Annotated in this window: 17 protein-coding genes; 9 read left to right on the plus strand and 8 right to left on the minus strand. The window is 45.7% G+C overall.

What is annotated here, in order from left to right; all coding sequences use genetic code 11:
• The first annotated feature begins 39 nt into the window (after positions 1-39).
• Both ADA42_RS14420 and ADA42_RS14425 read left to right on the plus strand, forming a co-directional pair.
• Entirely contained in the window at positions 40-720 is a 681-nt protein-coding gene (locus tag ADA42_RS14420) for a hypothetical protein (RefSeq protein ID WP_048765904.1), read from the plus strand.
• A 26-nt stretch (positions 721-746) separates the two neighbouring features.
• Positions 747-1,553, plus strand: coding sequence for an SDR family NAD(P)-dependent oxidoreductase (locus ADA42_RS14425; RefSeq protein WP_048765907.1), 807 nt, complete (start codon positions 747-749; stop codon positions 1,551-1,553).
• A gap of 82 nt (positions 1,554-1,635) precedes the next feature.
• Here ADA42_RS14425 and ADA42_RS14430 read toward each other — a convergent pair whose 3' ends face one another.
• The 8 genes from ADA42_RS14430 to sdsA all read right to left on the minus strand — a co-directional run bounded on the left by ADA42_RS14430 (position 1,636) and on the right by sdsA (position 12,323).
• A complete protein-coding gene (locus ADA42_RS14430) occupies positions 1,636-2,079 on the minus strand; it encodes a YbjQ family protein (RefSeq protein ID WP_048765909.1) in 444 nt (147 codons plus the stop codon).
• A 14-nt stretch (positions 2,080-2,093) separates the two neighbouring features.
• Complete coding sequence (locus ADA42_RS14435; RefSeq protein WP_004941091.1) at positions 2,094-2,441, minus strand: YbjQ family protein; 348 nt, start codon at positions 2,439-2,441, stop codon at positions 2,094-2,096.
• A 112-nt stretch (positions 2,442-2,553) separates the two neighbouring features.
• A complete protein-coding gene (adeK, locus tag ADA42_RS14440; RefSeq protein WP_048765913.1) occupies positions 2,554-4,005 on the minus strand; it encodes a multidrug efflux RND transporter AdeIJK outer membrane channel subunit AdeK in 1,452 nt (483 codons plus the stop codon).
• Positions 4,005-7,184 carry a multidrug efflux RND transporter permease subunit AdeJ gene (gene adeJ / locus ADA42_RS14445; protein WP_004941086.1) on the minus strand — a complete coding sequence of 1,060 codons (3,180 nt, stop codon included), beginning with the start codon at positions 7,182-7,184 and terminating at the stop codon, positions 4,005-4,007. The genes adeK and adeJ overlap by 1 nt, the downstream gene beginning before the upstream one ends.
• A gap of 12 nt (positions 7,185-7,196) precedes the next feature.
• Positions 7,197-8,471, minus strand: a complete 1,275-nt coding sequence (locus ADA42_RS14450; protein WP_004941084.1) for an AdeA/AdeI family multidrug efflux RND transporter periplasmic adaptor subunit — start codon at positions 8,469-8,471, stop codon at positions 7,197-7,199.
• Entirely contained in the window at positions 8,468-9,109 is a 642-nt protein-coding gene (locus ADA42_RS14455) for a phosphatase PAP2 family protein (RefSeq protein ID WP_004943251.1), read from the minus strand. The genes ADA42_RS14450 and ADA42_RS14455 overlap by 4 nt, the downstream gene beginning before the upstream one ends.
• A 152-nt stretch (positions 9,110-9,261) precedes the next feature.
• On the minus strand, positions 9,262-11,316 hold the full coding sequence (locus ADA42_RS14460) for a site-specific recombinase (protein WP_048765917.1): 2,055 nt from the start codon (positions 11,314-11,316) through the stop codon (positions 9,262-9,264).
• Positions 11,317-11,345: 29 nt separating this feature from the next.
• Positions 11,346-12,323, minus strand: coding sequence for an All-trans-nonaprenyl-diphosphate synthase (sdsA, locus tag ADA42_RS14465; RefSeq protein WP_004941075.1), 978 nt, complete (start codon positions 12,321-12,323; stop codon positions 11,346-11,348).
• Positions 12,324-12,764: 441 nt separating this feature from the next.
• Between sdsA and rplU the strand changes: the two genes are divergently transcribed.
• The 7 genes from rplU to ADA42_RS14500 all read left to right on the plus strand — a co-directional run bounded on the left by rplU (position 12,765) and on the right by ADA42_RS14500 (position 18,575).
• On the plus strand, positions 12,765-13,076 hold the full coding sequence (gene rplU, locus ADA42_RS14470; protein WP_004941071.1) for a 50S ribosomal protein L21: 312 nt from the start codon (positions 12,765-12,767) through the stop codon (positions 13,074-13,076).
• A gap of 18 nt (positions 13,077-13,094) precedes the next feature.
• Entirely contained in the window at positions 13,095-13,352 is a 258-nt protein-coding gene (rpmA, locus tag ADA42_RS14475; RefSeq protein ID WP_004929519.1) for a 50S ribosomal protein L27, read from the plus strand.
• Positions 13,353-13,554: 202 nt separating this feature from the next.
• On the plus strand, positions 13,555-14,247 hold the full coding sequence (gene lolA, locus ADA42_RS14480; RefSeq protein ID WP_004941067.1) for an outer membrane lipoprotein chaperone LolA: 693 nt from the start codon (positions 13,555-13,557) through the stop codon (positions 14,245-14,247).
• 135 nt (positions 14,248-14,382) lie between these two features.
• Complete coding sequence (locus ADA42_RS14485; RefSeq protein WP_004943246.1) at positions 14,383-15,168, plus strand: RsiV family protein; 786 nt, start codon at positions 14,383-14,385, stop codon at positions 15,166-15,168.
• 135 nt (positions 15,169-15,303) lie between these two features.
• On the plus strand, positions 15,304-16,575 hold the full coding sequence (gene serS / locus ADA42_RS14490; protein WP_004941063.1) for a serine--tRNA ligase: 1,272 nt from the start codon (positions 15,304-15,306) through the stop codon (positions 16,573-16,575).
• Between the two features lie 64 nt (positions 16,576-16,639).
• The gene (cysG, locus tag ADA42_RS14495; protein ID WP_004941062.1) at positions 16,640-18,034 is read left to right on the plus strand and encodes a siroheme synthase CysG; all 1,395 of its coding nucleotides are present in this window, start codon (positions 16,640-16,642) and stop codon (positions 18,032-18,034) included.
• A 61-nt stretch (positions 18,035-18,095) separates the two neighbouring features.
• On the plus strand, positions 18,096-18,575 hold the full coding sequence (locus ADA42_RS14500) for a tRNA (cytidine(34)-2'-O)-methyltransferase (RefSeq protein ID WP_048765922.1): 480 nt from the start codon (positions 18,096-18,098) through the stop codon (positions 18,573-18,575).
• Positions 18,576-18,596 lie beyond the last annotated feature (21 nt).

An 18,596-nucleotide genomic window follows, 5' to 3' on the forward strand; every position in this document is an offset into this window, starting at 1 on the left:
TTACATGGATATCAGACAATAAAATGCGAGGGATGCTTCATGGGATATGCTGTATTTCTTAAAATCGATGAGGCCACGCATCATCATTTTGATCAGATTCATGCCCAGCTCAATCAGGGCACTACACAGCCGCAGTCCAAGCAATTGGGAATCGTACTTTCCGACATTTCCTGTCAAATCATTCAGCAAGTTTTTGGCGATATGCTGGCGCAGCAAAAGCACAAGCCCGATCAGTCCTTCATCAAACAAATCGACGAGTCTGAAAAAGTCATTCAGCAGGTCATGGCCACCATGAAAAAATATTTGCCGTGGTCAGTTTCATTTTTTAGCAATGAACGCCTGCTGCCACTAGTCAATTATCTGGCAAGTACCTTTCGAACAGAAGCGCAGACCACCTATATGCGCTACAGCCTCGATTCGGTCTTGGTGCAGGATACCTTTTCTGCGGTCGATAAAGTCCGCGCAGGGCAAGCCGTATATGTACCCAAAGCTTTTCAGGCGCTCACACAAATTGTCGATCAGGGCGTTACACAGCTCATTCGGACACCGAAGCAGCTCCTTAAGTTTAATCTGGTGGTCGATAAAACCTTAAACGGCGTGATTCATATGACCACGCATCTGGGCTACAAGCGTCTGGAAAAGCTGGGCACGCAAATTGACCCCGATATGGCAAATGACTATATTGAACACTTTATGGCATTTTTAAAAAAAGAAGCCTAACGCATTTATTTATAGGGTAAATTCTAATGTCAAAACTCAACTCGCTCGAAAATAAAGTGGTCTGGATTACAGGGGCATCTTCAGGTTTGGGTAAAGCCTTGGCACGTGAGTGTGCCTTACAGGGGGCACAGGTAATCTTAACTGCACGTCGTTATGATGAACTCGAAGCGGTGCGAGTGGGGCTGTTTAAACCAGAACAACATCTGTCTGTGGCTGCCGACATTACCGACGAATCTCAAGTGCGTCATGCCTATGCAGAAGTGTTAGCACAAAAAGGACGTATCGATTGGCTCATCAATAATGCGGGCCTGAGTCAACGCGCACTCATTCAAGACACCACCATGCAAACCGAACGTGCGATTATGGAAATTGATTATTTCTCGCAAGTGTTTCTGACCAAAACTGTATTGTCGACTTTTTTACAGCAAAAATCTGGACGTATTGCTTATGTGTCGAGTGTCGCGGGTTTGCTCGGAACACAGTACCGTGCCAGTTATTCGGCAGCCAAAGCCGCTATTCATATGTGGGCCAACAGCTTGCGCGCCGAAGTGGCAGAGCAGGGCGTTGGGGTTTCGGTGATCTTTCCCGGTTTTGTGAAAACCAATGTGTCACTCAATGCACTCAATGGAGAGGGAAAACCTCAAGGCCATCAAGATGAAGCCATTGAAAATGGTTTGGAGCCAGATGTATTTGCTCAAACCGTAGTCCGAGCACTGATCAATGATGAAGAATACATTGTAGTTGGTGGTGCCAAAGAGAAGTTAGGCGTACTGGTGTCTCGCTTATCGCCATCACTCTTGTACAAAATGATCCGTAAAACCAAAGTGAAATAATCAAACCATTCAATCTCGTTCAAGGACGCGAAATATCGCGTCCTTGTCGAGTGAGTTTTTAATCGATGACTTACTCAGTCACTCAGCGGACTGTTTGGTCAATCGCGGTACCATAGGCAAAGACTTCAACCATTCCGCCTTGCATGCCCAGTTCGGTGGTACTTAAACGTAGCCCCATAATATGCGTGCATCCATATTGCTGCGCCTGAAGTTTGAGCCTAACAATCGCTTCGCGCCGTGCCCGCTCTACCACGGTTTCATAGCTGGTGAGTCTGCCACCAAAGAAATTTTGAATATTGGCAATGATGTATTTAAAGTAATCGTGGGAAATTACCACATTACTTGAAACGAATTGTCCCGGCTGAACAGGTTGTACAAAACGATTGGTATCGAGTTGAATATGCGCCAGTAGTCGTTCTTTTTGTTCTAATTCTTTGAGGTGTTTACGCTCAAAGTATCTTCCAAATCCCCAGCCCACGACAAAGAGCACCACAAAAACGCCAAGCTGAAAAATAAGATTTTCCATGCAGTTGTCCTTGTTTACTGAAATGGATCGGGAAGCTTGGGCGTATTGGGCTGCACAATCACGGCTGTGCCGTATACAAACAGCTCCGAAGCACCTTGAGTAATATTGGAGGTCGAAAAGCGAATCCCCACAATGGCATTGGCACCGAGTTGTTGGGCTTTGGCAATCATACGTTGCATCGCCTCTTGACGCGATTCTTCTAACAGCTCGGTGTAGGCGGTCAACTCACCACCCACAATGTTTTTAAGTCCTGCCAGCAAATCACGACCAACATGCTTGCTTCGAACAGTACTTCCATACACCACGTCGAGTTGCTGCGTAATGTGATGGCCTGGCATATTTTCTAAATTACTTAATAACATACAGTTTTCTTCTTGGCATAATAAATATCAAGATAAGAAAAAAGAAACCACGTTGCAATGAAAAACACATAAAAAAAAAGCCCACCGAAGTGAGCTTTTCTAGAGTAATTCATTATTTCTTATGGCGTTCTGCACTCGATGCCGGATAGGTTACCGTCTGGGTTGAGGTTGCTTTTACACCGCCGCCCAAGGTTTTATACAGCTCGACCTGATTGTTTAAATTGGCTTGTTGAAGCAAAAGTAAACCCTGTTCCGCCGAATACGAGGTACGCTGTGCATCGAGTACCGTCAAGTAACCGTCAATACCTGCACGGAAACGCGCAGTAGAGAGGGTATAGTTACGGTTCGTTGCTTCCACCAAACGACGCTGTGCCTGTAAACGATCGCCAATGTTATTGCGCGTTGCCAGAGCATCATTTACTTCACGAAATGCGGTTTGAATCGACTTTTCGTAACTTGCTAAAGCCAACTGCTGGTCGGTTTTAGAGATGTTGACATTGGCACGGCGCGTACCCCAGTCAAAAATTGGTAAGTCGAGACTTGGACCAATCGACCAGATACCTGCACCCGATTTAAACAAATCGCTCAATTCAGTTGACGCATAACCCGCCGTTCCGGTGAGTGTAATCGTTGGAAATAACGCGGCTTTTGCTGCACCAATATTGGCACCTGCTGCACTGAGTTGATATTCCGAAGATTTCACATCTGGGCGGTTATTAAGTAAGTCACTTGGTAAACCCGTAGCAAAAATACTTTCACGCGTAATTGAACTGACCGGCTGATTCGGTAGCAAGTTTTGTGGCACTTGCTGACCCACCAATAGATCGAGCAGATTTTTGGCCTGAGCCATCTGAGTCTTGTAGTTGGCAACGTCATCACGTGCTGTTTCAACTGAAATTTGAGCCTGACGCAGCGGTACTTCACTATCAATACCCACATCAAAACGTTTTTTATTCAGGTTGTACGCATCGAGCTGTGATTTCAATGTTTGATCAGCCAGTTTTAAATTGGCAGTTGCAAACGAATAGCTCAACCATGCCTGAGCCACCTGACTCACCAGACTGATCTGGGTGGAGTCACGTGCTGCTTGTGTCGAGAGGTAATTGTCGAGTGCTGCATCTTTTAAGCTACGAACACGTCCCCAAAAATCCAGCTCATAGGCAGTCACGCCTAAACCGACCTGATACGTCGAGTAAGGATTGTTTGGATCACGTGTAGACGACACTTGACGAATCGCACTACCACTGGCACCAATGGTAGGTAACTGATCGTTTTTGGTAATCTGATACTGTTGTTGCGCACGCTGAATATTCAGTGCAGCAGTGCGTAGATCACGGTTATTGTTGAGCGCCAAATCAATCACTTGCAATAAGCGAGGATCAGAGAAAAAGTCTTTGTAGCCTTGCTCAGCAATAGACGGTCCTGAAGCATTTGAACTGTAGCTTGCAGGGATATCGGCTTTGGCAACTGGTTCTGGGCCACGCATGCTTTGACACGCGGTCAAAGCAAGCGCAAGTGCAGATACCGCAATGCTACGACCTGAAATAGACCATACTTTTTGCATCACGATCTGTGCTCCTGATTGTTGATGGTTTTAGGTTTGTACTTAAAGACACTTCGAATCCACACGAAGAACAATGGAATAAAGAAGATACCTAAAAGTGTTGAGCTGATCACACCGCCAAGAACACCATAGCCGACTGAATGCTGACTACCTGCACCTGCACCAGAGGCAAGCGCGAGAGGAAGTACACCAAAGCCGAAGGCGAGGGTGGTCATGATGATTGGGCGTAGACGCATTTTAGCGGCATGTAAGGTCGCTTCAAGTAAGTCTTCACCTTTTTCTTGCAGTTCTTTGGCAAACTCGACAATCAAGATCGCATTTTTTGCCGACAAACCAATCACCGCAATCATGGCAACTTGGAAGTAAATGTTATTGGATAAGTTCGGATCGCCTTTAATCATCGAGCCAAAGAAGGTTAACAAAACGGCACCAAATACACCCAGTGGCACCACCAGTAAGACCGAAAACGGAATCGACCAGCTTTCATACAGTGCAGCCAAGCACAAGAATACGATCAGCAACGACAATGCGTACAAGAATGGTGCCTGAGCGCCTGATTCGCGTTCTTCAAGCGATAAGCCGGTCCACTCATAGTCAAAGCCTTGTAAGCCCATCGATGGCAATTTGTTAACAATCTCTTCCATGGCCATCATGGCATCGCCCGAGCTGACACCCGTTGCTGGAGTACCTTGAAGGTTGACCGAAGACACACCGTTATAACGCTCAAGGCGTGGTGAACCATAGGTCCATTCGCCTGTCGCAAAGGCAGAGAACGGAACCATGGTGCCCGCACTATTACGAACATACCATTTGTCTAGATCGCCCGGCATCATGCGGCTGGCCGCATCACCTTGCAAGTAGACTTTTTTCACACGACCACGATCTACGAAATCGTTAATGTAAGATCCGCCCCATGCAATACTCATGGTAGTGTTGATATCGGAGATACTTACACCCATCGACCCTGCTTTGGCCTGATCGATATTGATTTGATATTGCGGTGTATCTTCTTGCCCGTTAGGACGAACACCCGTTAAGCGCTTGTCTTGTGCGGCCATACCCAAAATGGCATTACGCGCAGCAATCAGCTTGTCATGGCCTTGTCCGCTTGAATCTTTCAACTGCAAGTTAAAGCCTGCTGTGACACCGAGTTCAGGCATCGACGGCAATTGCAACGGAATAATGTACGATGCGTCTTTGACGATCATATTCAGTGCCATACCGCGCTGGATGATATTCCCAATCTGGGTTTCAGGCGTGGTCCGCTCACTCCAGTCTTTTAGACGGATAAAGGCAAGACCTGCGTTTTGACCCACACCGGTAAATGAGAAGCCCGATACAGTAAAGATCGACTGAACCGAATCTTTTTCCTTATCGAGGAAATAGTTGGTCATGGTATCAATGACTTTACCAGTTCGGTCTAAGGTCGCATTTGGTGGTAACTGTACTAAGGTCAGTACGATACCTTGGTCTTCTTCTGGTAAGAATGACGATGGCAGTTTGACAAAAACAAAGACCAAAATCCCGACCACAGCAGCATACAAAAGCCCAGAGAATAACTTGTGATGCAACATGCGCCCCACACCGTTTTGATAGCCATTCGATAGACGATCAAAACTGTGGTTAAACCAGCGGAAAAAGCGGGCAAATACATTGTTACTTGGCTTTTTGTTTGGATCGTGCTGTTTAAGCAAGGTCGCACAGAGGGCAGGGGTGAAAGTCAGAGCTACGATTAGCGAGAGCACCATCGCGGTGACCAGCGTAATCGAAAACTGACGATAAATGACCCCGGTAGTGCCAGAGAAAAATGCCATCGGTACGAATACCGCAGAAAGTACACTAGTAATCCCGATCAGGGCGCCAGAAATTTGCTGCATCGAGTGTTCGGTTGCAGTGACGGGGTCACTGTGTTCTTCAGCCATTACCCGTTCGACGTTTTCGACCACCACAATTGCATCATCGACCAAGAGACCAATGGCCAGTACCATGGCAAACATGGTCAGGGTGTTGATGGAGAAGCCAAAAATATTGATGACGGCGAAGGTTCCGAGTACAACTACAGGCACTGCAAGCGTTGGAATAATCGTTGCACGCCAGTTTTGTAGGAACAAGAACATCACGATAAACACCAGTACCACAGCTTCAATCAGTGTATGTACAACACTTTCAATCGAGAGGCGGATAAACGGTGTTGTGTCATACGCGAGCTGATCTTTTAGACCGGCAGGGTAGTTCTTACGTAACTGTTCTAAACGGTTTTCAACAGCTTGTGCAGTGTCTAACGCATTGGCACCTGTTGCAAGCTTGATAGCAAGACCACCCGCAGCTTTACCGTTGTATTTCGACTCAAACTGATAATTGTCTGAACCAAGTTCTACACGCGCAACATCTTGGAGTCGAACTTGAGCACCACCTGCGGTGTTTTTCAAGAAGATATTACGGAATTCTTCTGGCGTTTGAAGCAGACTTTGCGCAGTTACTGTCGCGTTCAGAACTTGCCCGTTGACGGCAGGTGCACCACCTAACTGACCCACTGCAACTTGCGCATTTTGAGCTTTAAGTGCAGTTGCTACGTCACTTGGTGTAAGTTGATAGCTGGTGAGTTTGGCTGGATCGAGCCAGATTCGCATAGCATAAGAGCCACCAAATACCTGAATCTCACCTACGCCTTCTACACGGCTAAGGGGTTCAGAAATATTTGAGTTTACGTAATCTTTAATGTCTGCATCAGACAGGCTGCCATCAGGTGAGTAAAATGCAATTACCTGTAAGAAGCTGCTGCCCGATTTGGTCACTTTTACGCCTTGGCGCTGTACATCTTCAGGTAAGAGTGCCGTTGCAGACTGCAACTTGTTTTGTACCTGTACCTGTGCGATATCTGGATCAATGCCTTGTTCAAAGTTTAATTGAATCGAGGCCTGACCGTTACCTGCACTGTTTGATGAAATATAACGTAAGCCATCCAGACCATTCATCTGTTGCTCAATAATCTGTGTCACTGTGTTTTCAACAGTTTGAGCAGATGCACCTGGATAAGTTGCAGCAATAGTAATGGTAGGCGGCGCAATCGTAGGATATTGTGCAATTGGCATTTTGGTCAGCGTAAGAATACCCGCCAACATAATGACCAATGCAATCACCCACGCAAAAATGGGGCGATGAATAAAAAACTTAGCCATTCTGTCTACCCCTTATGTATTTGAAGTAGTTTTTTGATCAGAAGGCGCCTTGTTCTGTTCAGTCATTTGTGGCTTGCCTGAGGTTGCTCCTTGAGCAGCTGCACCTTGTGGAGCGGCTGATTGCTCAGGTTTGGCCTGATATGGCTCAACCTTCACCTGCTGGCCTTCTTTAACTTTGGCTACGCCATCGACAATGACTTTATCTCCCTGTTTTAAGCCGCCAGTCACAATCCAGTTTTGACCTTGAACGCCAGAGGTCTGGATTTGACGTGTTTCAACCACACCTTTGGCATTGGCAATCATTGCAGTGGCTTGACCCGTTGGCGTACGGGTAACCGCAGCTTGAGGAATCAAATATGCATTTGGAATAACGGCCTGTGCAATCTGCGCCGTGGCGTACATGCCCGGTAACAATAAGTGATTCGGATTTGGGAACACCGCGCGTACCGTAATGGTTCCGGTTTCGGTGCTCACAGACGCATCAGAGAACGCCAATCGCCCTTCAATTGGATACATTGAACCATCTTCAAGACGAAGTTTGACTTTGGTGTTATTGCTGTTGTCTAGGCTACCTTTGCTCAGTTGCTGACGCAAACGAAGTAATTCGGCACTAGACTGCTGAATATCGACATAAATCGGATCAAGCTGTTGAATGCTGACCAACGCTGTGGTCTGGTTTGCAGTCACCAAAGCACCCGCTGTAACCGACGATTTACCCGATTGACCCGAAATAGGTGAGCGAATGGTCGAATAGCCCAGATCGACTTCTGCATTTTTCACTTGTGCGCGTGCAGCCGCAACTTGTGCTTCGGCAACGTTGACCTGACCCACTAAATCGTCATAATCCTGTTTGGCCACGGCATTGCTCGAAACCAATTGCTTATAACGGTTGAGTTTGGTTCTTAATGAACTGAGGTTGGCCTGTTGTTGCAACAGCGCAGCTTTTGCATTGTCGAGTGTGGCACGGTTGGTTCGAGAGTCGAGCTCATAAAGCGCTTGACCTTCACGTACGTAGCTGCCTTCTGCAAACAGGCGTTTTAAAATAATACCGCTGGTCTGTGGACGAACCTCAGAAATCTGGTACGCCGATGTGCGTCCAGACAATTCCACAGATTGTTCTACGCTTTGTGGTTGAGCAACAATGACACCTACTTGAGGAGGTGGCATCTGCTGTGCAGCTGCCGCTTGCTCAGCATTCTTGGAATCTTTGCTACAACCAACAAGTGCAATACTTGTTGCCAATGCGCAAGCAGTAAGGGCAGGAACCCAAAGCTTAGCCGACGTCATTCTTTCACCTCATTTAGATTCTTATCTAAAAATAATTTGTTTTTGTCTAACTTGGTTGTTAATAGCCCCAGCCAAAGCAACGAGGTCCAAATTAAACCAATGCCCCAGCCTGCCAGTACATCGGTAGGATAGTGAACCCCGACGTAAACTCTTGAAACCCCCATCATGCCAAACCACAGCAAGGCCACAAATGCAATTGGGAAATACCGGGGATGGTGGCGGTAAATCAACAGCGCGAGGCCTGCAAGTGTGGCTGCATAAACACTGTGAGCACTTGGAAACGATGCACCATAACTGTTGACGATGTGATACATCTCTGGCGGACGCGGTCTATCGAAGCACCATTTAAAGAGCCACCCCAATCCTATACTGCCCAGCACACTTAAAACGATAAAGACAACAATTGCTTTTTTACCGTTTAAGAAGTGGATAAGGCACCACAGCACAGTAACAAGAAGCACCGCAGGCATACCACCCAAGAAAGCAAGTCCGGTTGAAAGATGGTCAAATGCTGGATTCCTATGTTCACTCAACAACTGTACGACAGAAATGTCCCAAAACTGAGCGGTAGGAGAAAATAAAGCAGAAACGCCAACAATGAAAAAAATACAACCAATACAAAGCAGTAGGTATGGCATCATAGCAACCTTTACTGTTACCGAGGCCTTTGGCCAAGGATTGTGGAGTTAAAGTGTACTTTCGAGTACACTTTTTTTCAAGTCTAATATGCCTGATAGTAATTTCATTCTGAACAATTTTTAAGTTGCTTTAACATTACACAACAAAATTGTTAATGTTTTGTTTTTTCTGATTGAGTTAACGGGTCTTCGACTTCAACCGGTTGTTTTGGTGGCCAAAAAAAGTCGCTTGGACGGGTCAAAAAGTGGGTCATCACCAGTTTTGCCAAGGGTTTCCACTGCTCAAAACGTACGCGTCGCGCGCGCAATGCCACGATGATCGTTAAGGTAAAGCTGACAAATAAGTTGGTTAAACCAATCATCAGTACGCCCAAAAAAGAAACCACGATCAGACCGATGTCGGGTGAGCCATTGATGTTCATCAAGCCTTGAATAAAGTTGGCCGATGCAAAGGCAATATGACGAATATCGAGAGGTAGTCCCAAAATAAAGCCAATCGTGCCCATACTGCCAAGCATGATTCCGAATAAGAAATTACCTGCCAATGCCCCCAAGTTGCGTTCGACATAATCGGCAAAACGGTCTAAACGAGCTTGTCCCATCAGTCTGACTAAACGTATATCCGCTTTTAAGCGTGGACCGACTTTACGATAAACCGCCATATTGTCAAAGTAACCTGCAATCAAACCAGACAAAAATAAGCACACACCTGCAATCGCCGCATGTGGCACTGCCAGTGAGGTAAACGGATTTAAATCGTGCAGGGTTTTGGCGGCCTTGGCGTTGGTCATCAGTGGCTCATCGAGATTAAAATGCCACATAAACGCGATAAACGCCGCCACTGGTATTGCAATTGAGATATTGCCCAAAATTGCAATCAATTGGGTGCGGATAATATTAATAATGAGGGCCGCCAGTTCAGCCAGTTGTGCGTTTTTAGAACCTCTGCGCTGTTGTACGGTAGCTGCCAGTGCGGCAGCGGTCATGGCCGGTTGTTTGGTTGCCACGGTAAAGTGCAAGATATGAATCAGGACAAACCCCAGTGAGTAATTCATACTGTATACAAATGCCTGCATCAGCGGTGCCAATGTGACTCGCGCCGCTAGCGTTTTCAGGGTTGCCATGACCGCAATAATCGCACCGGCACCGGCGGCGGCCTTATACATTCCCAAAAAGCCTTTTTTGTCGGTACTCACATAGTGTTCGCCAGTTTTACTGGCATTTTCGGTGACTTGCAGAGCAATCAGTTCACTGTTGGTGCTGAGCAGCGCACGCACACTTTTTTCACTATAATGCGCGGCAGTTAAATCCTTGAGCAGCTCACCCAAAGCACGGTGTCGGCGCTGTTGATCTGCCACTACAATGGTCAGCAACAACTCAATCCGGTCTAAACACTGCTCAAGCAGCGAGAGCAGGTAGGTCAGGCTTAAACTGACCCCAATGCGTTTGGTGGCACGGCGGATTTTCAGTACCACATCGCGGCATTGATCAAACATCACCAAAGCCTGTGAGGCATCTGGTGGTTCGAGTACTGCCACTTCATGGCCGGTGTATTGCAACTGTTTGTACTGCTCAATAAACTCAATGACTTCGCGATTTTGCACCAGAAATGGTGATTCGTATTCTGAGAGTTCTGGCTGAGCGTTAATAAATTCAGGATATAAACCAATGCCGCTGATTCGATACGACAATACGGTAATGGCGGTGATCATTTCATCATGTACAACGCGTTTGCAGTCGACATTACCGTTACTTTGCCCCAGCACCTGAAACAGCTTATTCCAGCGTGCATCTTCAATGGCATCGAGCCAGTAACGATCACTTTTTTGATGAAATACTTGACCAATCAGGGTGCGTAAATCTTTGTGATCGATCAGGCTGGGCAACACATAAGCGCCCATGCGCTGAGAAAGCTGGTTCCAAAAACCATCCTGCGACAAAATGCCGCTGTCAGAGTACAAGCCACTTTGCTTGTACTGCTGGATCAAATGCAAAATAAACGCCTGTAGGGTATAGGCAGCATTGGGGGTGATCAGTAAGGATTGTACAAATGCATCAAATTTCTTATTGATCTCATCCAGATTGCGTGTGTCGGCAGGTCTCAAGCGATTAATGAGTTCGACTGCCAAAGATTCATCTAGTGCATTCGGGCTCTGTTCAAGCTGCGACTGCATGGTGGCATAAAGATCTAATAAGTGAATATGCATAGGCAACGTATGTGTAAATTTAGTTAGTTTTATTGAATTCGATGTAGCGCCATTTCTGTCAGGTTAAACAGTGCCTGACGTGCCTCACTTTCGGGAAGCTGGCTCAACGCTGCGAGCGCGGCTTGGGTTTCTTCTTCAGCACGTTGGCGACAATAATCAAGTGCACCCGACTGCTGTACAATCTGAATCACCTGATCGAGTTGCTCGACTCCGCCCGTCGCAATACTGCGTCGAACAATAGCATGCTGCTCACCCGTGGTATGTTGTAATGCTGAAATTAACGGCAAAGTGGGTTTACCTTCCATCAAATCATCACCAATATTTTTACCTAATGTTTCGGCATCCGAGGTGTAATCTAAAATATCGTCAATGATTTGAAATGCATTACCAAAGTGCCCGGCAAAAAGACGTAGCGGCTCGCGGTATTGCGGTGTATTGGATAATATCGCTGCGCCTTCGGTGGCCAGTTCAAACAAACGCGACGTTTTGCCGTGAATAATATCTAAATAAGTTTGTTCGGTGGTCTCTGGGTCGTGTTGGGCTTGGAGCTGCAATACTTCACCTTCGGCAATTTCACAGGTACCTGTCGAGAAATCTTTTAAAAGCACCATATCATTTAAATCGACCAGCAAATCAAATGCGCGCGAAATCAGAAAGTCGCCTACCAAGACTGCGGTTTGGTTATTCCAGGTCGCATTGGCGGTTGGACGGCCGCGTCTTAAACCTGATTCGTCGACTACATCGTCGTGTACCAGCGTAGCGGTATGCAGCATCTCAATAATCGCGGCAAGTTTACGGTGTGGCGCCAAGTCTTGTGCACCACAGGCCTTTGCAGCCAATAAACACATAATCGGACGCATACGTTTTCCGCCTGCCTCAACCACATGTTTACTGACCGCCATCACCAATGCGACTTTGGAAGTGATCCCTTCATTGATAAATTTATCCATCGCTGCAAAGTCGGTTGCAACAGGTGCGAGAATATCTTGCTTAAAGTCGATGGCCATTGAAGGGGAACCTCATCAATTTAGGGGAAACGTCACTAAAGGTGATATAGATTTAATTAAATCAGATGCTTAATCAAAAAAAGCGAGCCTAGACTTATACGCCACAAGCATTTTTCTTGCAGAAAAAAACCAAAAGATTGACCTATAAATGAAACGCCAGATTTGAAAATTAAGCCCAATTTACAGTAGCAAGTTGTTTTTAAACTGTATTTGAGATTTTACACATATTCCGTTTAAAAGCTAGGTTGTGCTTTTATTTGCTTTGTGTTTAAGCGTATGCATGATCCATTTCGGCTTTAACATATTATTTTTTGTTCGCTTACTTGTTGTTTGGTCAAATTTCACTTAAAATCTGTCGCCTTATATATCCCAGTGGCGTTCGTTTTAAGTTCAGTATGTCCCTTTACTGACACGACGACACGGGCTGAGTTGGAGTACATTATGTACGCAGTAATCCAAAGCGGTGGTAAACAGCACCGTGTAGTTGAGGGTGAAACCCTTAAAGTTGAATTATTGAAAGCTGAAACCGGTTCAACTATTACGTTTGATGACGTACTTATGCTTGTAAACGGCGAAAGCATTCAAATCGGTGCTCCAGTTGTGGCTGGCGCTACAGTAACTGCAGAAGTGGTTGGTCATGGTCGTCACGACAAAATCCGCATCATCAAAATGCGTCGTCGTAAACACTACCGTAAGCAACAAGGTCACCGTCAATGGTTTACCGAGTTGAAAATTACTGGTATTTCAGGCTAATCACGAGGAGTAATAGACATGGCTTCTAAAAAAGCTGGTGGATCGACTAAAAACGGTCGTGATTCGAATCCTAAAATGTTAGGTGTTAAAATCTACGGTGGCCAATCAGTAACTGCTGGTAACATCATCGTACGTCAACGTGGTACTGAATTCCACGCTGGTGCTAACGTTGGTATGGGTCGTGACCATACATTATTTGCTACTGCTGATGGCGTAGTAAAGTTTGAAGTGAAGGGTCAGTTTGGCCGTCGCTATGTAACAGTTGAATCTGTATAAGATTTAGATTGTTTGAAAAAGCCCACGATGTGGGCTTTTTTTATATCTGAAGATAAAGATGCTCTCCATCATGATGAATAAAACTCACAAAGCAGCCGTATAAAACTACAAAATGTCTTATTTTTTCAATTCTTAGCATATAATTTGTCGGGTAATATAAAAATCAAATTGATTGAAACACAACGAAAGACAAGGTGATATTATGACGATGCTTCGTAAAACCATGTGTGCAATAACGATAAGCGCAGCAACGCTTGCACCTGTCATGAGCACGACAGTGTTTGCCGCGACGCCTGCATCGGAACAACAAGCCACTTCAAACTTGGTGAAGCAACTCACGGGTATTCAAAGCTTGAGTGCCAACTTTGAGCAAACCACTAAAGTAACCAACTCAAAAGCGCCACAAAAGAAAGGGCTGACAGCGCAGCACATGAACCAGACCTTTAAAGGGGTAATGAAAGTTGCGCGTCCAGGAAAGTTTTTCTGGGAAACCTCAACGCCGTCTAAACAGACCATTGTGACCACGGGTAAAACGGTCTGGATTTATGACCCTGATCTACAACAAGCGATTCGTCAGAGTCTAGATGAACAGGTTGCCAATACGCCTGCGCTGCTCCTTTCTGGAAATACCAGTCAGATCATGCAGTCTTATCGGGTGACTCAGCCAGATCGTAGTAAAACTTACTACACATTGTATCCAAAAGACAGTGAGGGTGCCTTTCAAAGCCTGACCATCAGCTTTGGCGCAAATAAAGCACCAAGTTTGATGATTTTGCAAGATTCACTCGGTCAAACCACATATGTTCGATTTAATAACGTGAAGTTAAATGCTGCAATTCCGGCATCGACCTTTAATTTTACACCGCCAAAAGGCACGGATATTATCGATCAATAAGCCGTCAATATAAAAAAGCCGCGTATGCGGCTTTTTTTTGTGCTCAGGCTACATAACTTCAATGTTCAGTTTAAAAGTGGCTTTGCTATAGTGAACTCCATTGAGATGACATGATCATAATAGAGAGGAGTGCATATGGCTTTATTACCTACAAGAAAAACAACTGTTCTGGTTTCAATATTCAGTGCCACTTTACTGATCAGTGCTTGCCAACCCAAATCTGATGCAAAGAATGAGCAAAAATCTACGACAACTCCCGCCGCTCAGCCCAGTATTCCCGCATTAAAGGCCAAAGTGGTCGCAGTCAAATTGCCAAAAAACAAGCTATGTTTAGAAGATGGGTGTACCACCTATAACTTTCAAAGTGTTGAAACCAATCAGCCTTGGATTGATGCATATTTTAGCGAACGTATTAAAAAGGCCGATCCAAATGCCTTTGCCAATTTACCCGATCAGGCTGTGAAGTTGCCTGATGGAATGCCGCAAGATGGCCAAAGTATGATTTACGTGCGTTATTTGGGGCAAAATTACAATCTGGCTTCATTTGAATTATTCACATATACCTATTCGGCAGGTGCAGCACATGGGATGTATCACAAAGAATACGTTATTTTCGATTTGGCTCATAAAAAGCATGTGACGGTGGCAGATTTAATCCAGAACGGAAAAGAGGCAACCCTACTTGATCGACTCTACAGTTATAATCAAAGCTGGCTGGATGAACATAGCATTTCACGAGAAAAGCTAAAACTGAGCGACAACTATTATTATGGCAATGACGGCATCGTGTTTGTCTATCCACTTTATGAACTGGCCTCGTATGCTGAAGGGCTTACAGAGCTGACCTTGCCGTATGATCAAGCCAAAGATGTGATTAAACCTGAGTACTTGCCGAGTCAGCCTGTCATGCAATCGCCTTAATCTAGCTAAATTGAGTCTGAATTCAGGAGTAAAGCTGATTTAAGTCATTTAAAATTGTCGTGAAGTGCTGACTGTATTTTTTGATGTGAAGCGCTTACACTATAAGGCAGTTTTTTCCTTAACTTTTGATTGACTATGATCGACCCAAAATTACTCAGAAATAATATTGAAGCTGTAAATCTGGCCCTTGCTAAACGTGGTGTTCAACTTGATCCGGCTGAATGGTCAGCACTGGAAGCACGCCGCAAGGAGCTTCAATCCAAAACTGAAAGTTTGCAGGCAGAACGTAATGCCGGGGCGAAGCAAGTTGGCCAAATCAAAAAAGCGGGTGGTGATGCATCAGAAATCATGACCCGCATGCAAGCAATTGCAGATGAGATCAAAGCGGCCGAGGTGGCTTTGGCTGATCTACAGGCAGAGATTGAACAAAAAGCGCTCACTATTCCAAACTTGCCGCATGAATCTGTGCCAGAAGGCAAAGATGAAAGTGATAATCTGGAAATCTCGAAGTGGGGCACGCCGCGTCAATTTGATTTTGAAATCAAAGACCATACCGACTTGGGCGAATGGATGGGGGGGCTGGAGTTTGAAACGGCCACTAAACTCACCGGTTCACGCTTTAGCGTATTAAAAGGGCCTTTGGCACGCTTACAGCGCGCTTTGACTCAATTTATGCTCGATACACATACCTTAAAAAATGGTTACACCGAAGCATACGTGCCGTATTTGGTTAATGCAGATAGTTTGCGTGGCACAGGGCAGTTACCAAAGTTTGAAGAAGACTTATTTAAGTTACAAGGCGAAAAAGAATACTATCTCATTCCTACCGCCGAAGTGCCAATCACCAACTTTGTGCGTGATGAAATTATCGATGCCGATCGTCTTCCGCTGAAGTATGCAGCGCACACACCGTGTTTTCGTAGTGAGGCAGGTTCGTATGGTCGTGACACCCGTGGTCTGATCCGTCAGCATCAGTTTGATAAAGTAGAAATGGTGCAGATCGTTAAACCAGAAGATTCTATGCAGGCACTTGAAGAATTGACTGCACATGCTGAAGGGATCTTACAGGCACTCGGCTTGCCGTATCGCAAGATTTTGCTGTGTGGTGGTGATATGGGCTTTGGTTCAACCAAAACGTATGACCTTGAAGTGTGGGTACCGAGTCAAAATACCTATCGTGAAATTTCATCATGTTCAAATATGGGCGACTTTCAGGCACGCCGCATGATGGCGCGTTATCGTAGTGAAGCCAAGAAAACCGAATTGGTCCATACCTTAAACGGCTCTGGACTGGCTGTTGGTCGTACACTTTTAGCGGTGATGGAAAACTATCAACGTGCAGATGGTTCAATCGAAATTCCAGAAGTGTTGCGTCCGTACATGGGTGGTGCAACGTTTATCGATTAATTGCATCGATTGTGTGCATGATTTTTGCTTTTACCCACCCAATGTTTTGATTCCGAGGTAGGCAGTGGAAATTTTTCCAATTTCGCTTAAGTTACAGCAACAGCGTTGTTTGATTGTGGGAGGTGGGCATATTGCCTACCGTAAAGCTGTCCTACTGGTTAAAGCGGGCGCAATTTTAGATGTGGTTGCACCCGAGATTAGCAGTGATTTAACTGCATTGATCGATCAAAGTCAGGGCACTGCGTATCACAAGCCTTTTGAAGACACTGATCTGGAGCGTGCTTATCGATTGGTAATTGCAGCCACTGATGTTGCAGCCGTAAATAAGCGAGTATTCGAGCAATGCGAAGCGCGAACGATCTTGGTCAATAGCGTCGATGACATTCCCAATTGCCGCTTTATGGTGCCTGCCATTATTGATCGTTCACCGCTACTAATTTCTGTGGCTTCAAATGGCGCATCACCCGTGCTCTCGCGTCAGCTTCGCACGCAGATTGAAACATTGGTGCCACACGGCATGGGTAAACTGGCAGAGTTTTCTGGTCGCTGGCGCAAACAAGTGAAGGCCCAGATTGAAAATCCAGATGAGCGCCGTATTTTTTGGGAAGATTTATACAATAGTCCTTTAAAAGAGCAGGTGTTCAATGACAATCTGGATGCTGCAAACCAGATGATGACCGATGCACTGCAAAACTGGCGCACGCCTAAAGGTGAAGTGTATTTGGTCGGGGCTGGCCCGGGAGATCCAGAATTACTTACACTCAAAGCGTTACGCTTGATGCAGCAGGCCGATGTCGTTATTTATGACCGGTTGGTCTCTGCGCCAATTATGGAACTATGCCGTCGAGATGCAGACAAAGTCTATGTCGGGAAGGCGCGTTCAAATCATAGTGTGCCGCAAGAAGGCATCAATGAGTTGTTGGTCAAGTATGCGCAGGCTGGTAAACGGGTTTGTCGACTCAAAGGCGGTGATCCGTTTATCTTTGGCCGTGGGGGCGAAGAAATTCAGGAGCTTTTTGCTGCGGGTATTCCGTTTCAGGTGGTGCCCGGCATTACCGCTGCTTCGGGATGCTCAGCATATGCCGGTATTCCACTTACTCATCGTGACTATGCGCAGAGCGTACGGTTTTTAACAGGACACTTAAAAGCTGGATCTCCAGAGCTGCCATGGAAAGAGCTGGTCTATGAAAATCAGACCTTAGTGCTGTATATGGGGCTGGTCGGACTTGAACAGATTTGCGAGCAACTGATTGAACATGGTCAGCGGCCTGATATGCCTGTGGCCCTGATTTCAAAGGGTACTACGCCAGAGCAAAAAGTTGTTGTGGGAACATTACAGACCATCGCATCGAAAGTACTTGAGCACCACATTCATGCACCGACGCTGACGATTATTGGTGAAGTGGTGAATTTACGTGATCAGCTTCAATGGCATGATTCGGGGTCGAAAATTGCCTAATCCCATCCGTTCAGGTGTATCACCTGAACTTATTTCATCTAAGTGACAAGCGAGTAGTTAAGTGATTCACGTTGTTTTGTTTGAGCCTGAAATTCCTGCCAATACCGGTAATATCATACGCTTGTGCGCCAATACAGGTGCGCAGTTGCATTTGGTACGTCCGTTAGGATTTGAGCTGGATGATAAAAAGCTTAAACGTGCTGGGCTGGATTATCACGAATATGCGCGCATGAAAATCTGGGACAATATCCAATTATGCCTAGATGATTTACAGCGTCAGGGGGTTAGCGCGGTTTTTCCTCTGACCACCAAAGGCACATCGACCCCGCATACAGTCGATTTAAATCGACCTATTGCACTATTGATGGGGCCTGAAACGCGTGGATTGCCAGAAGCGGTACGCTTAATGTTTCCTCAGGAAAACTGGATTCGTTTGCCGATGGCAGAAAATTCTCGCAGTTTAAATCTGTCTAATGCTACGGCTGTAATTGTATACGAAGCATGGCGTCAGCAAGGTTTTAAAACCTTATCGGCAGTTTAAATGGTCTAGTAAGGTGTTTAT

The organism is Acinetobacter sp. 243_ASPC, assembly GCF_001054715.1.
Classification (GTDB): Bacteria; Pseudomonadota; Gammaproteobacteria; order Pseudomonadales; family Moraxellaceae; genus Acinetobacter; species Acinetobacter soli.

Bases quoted from the DNA above. Each gene is read 5' to 3' on its own strand.
- ADA42_RS14420 (WP_048765904.1), top strand. From the start codon at position 40: ATGGGATATGCTGTATTTCTTAAAATCGATGAGGCCACGCATCATCAT.
- ADA42_RS14425 (WP_048765907.1), top strand. From the start codon at position 747: ATGTCAAAACTCAACTCGCTCGAAAATAAAGTGGTCTGGATTACAGGG.
- ADA42_RS14430 (WP_048765909.1), bottom strand. From the start codon at position 2,079: ATGGAAAATCTTATTTTTCAGCTTGGCGTTTTTGTGGTGCTCTTTGTC.
- ADA42_RS14435 (WP_004941091.1), bottom strand. From the start codon at position 2,441: ATGTTATTAAGTAATTTAGAAAATATGCCAGGCCATCACATTACGCAG.
- adeK (WP_048765913.1), bottom strand. From the start codon at position 4,005: ATGCAAAAAGTATGGTCTATTTCAGGTCGTAGCATTGCGGTATCTGCA.
- adeJ (WP_004941086.1), bottom strand. From the start codon at position 7,184: ATGGCTAAGTTTTTTATTCATCGCCCCATTTTTGCGTGGGTGATTGCA.
- ADA42_RS14450 (WP_004941084.1), bottom strand. From the start codon at position 8,471: ATGACGTCGGCTAAGCTTTGGGTTCCTGCCCTTACTGCTTGCGCATTG.
- ADA42_RS14455 (WP_004943251.1), bottom strand. From the start codon at position 9,109: ATGCCATACCTACTGCTTTGTATTGGTTGTATTTTTTTCATTGTTGGC.
- ADA42_RS14460 (WP_048765917.1), bottom strand. From the start codon at position 11,316: ATGCATATTCACTTATTAGATCTTTATGCCACCATGCAGTCGCAGCTT.
- sdsA (WP_004941075.1), bottom strand. From the start codon at position 12,323: ATGGCCATCGACTTTAAGCAAGATATTCTCGCACCTGTTGCAACCGAC.
- rplU (WP_004941071.1), top strand. From the start codon at position 12,765: ATGTACGCAGTAATCCAAAGCGGTGGTAAACAGCACCGTGTAGTTGAG.
- rpmA (WP_004929519.1), top strand. From the start codon at position 13,095: ATGGCTTCTAAAAAAGCTGGTGGATCGACTAAAAACGGTCGTGATTCG.
- lolA (WP_004941067.1), top strand. From the start codon at position 13,555: ATGACGATGCTTCGTAAAACCATGTGTGCAATAACGATAAGCGCAGCA.
- ADA42_RS14485 (WP_004943246.1), top strand. From the start codon at position 14,383: ATGGCTTTATTACCTACAAGAAAAACAACTGTTCTGGTTTCAATATTC.
- serS (WP_004941063.1), top strand. From the start codon at position 15,304: ATGATCGACCCAAAATTACTCAGAAATAATATTGAAGCTGTAAATCTG.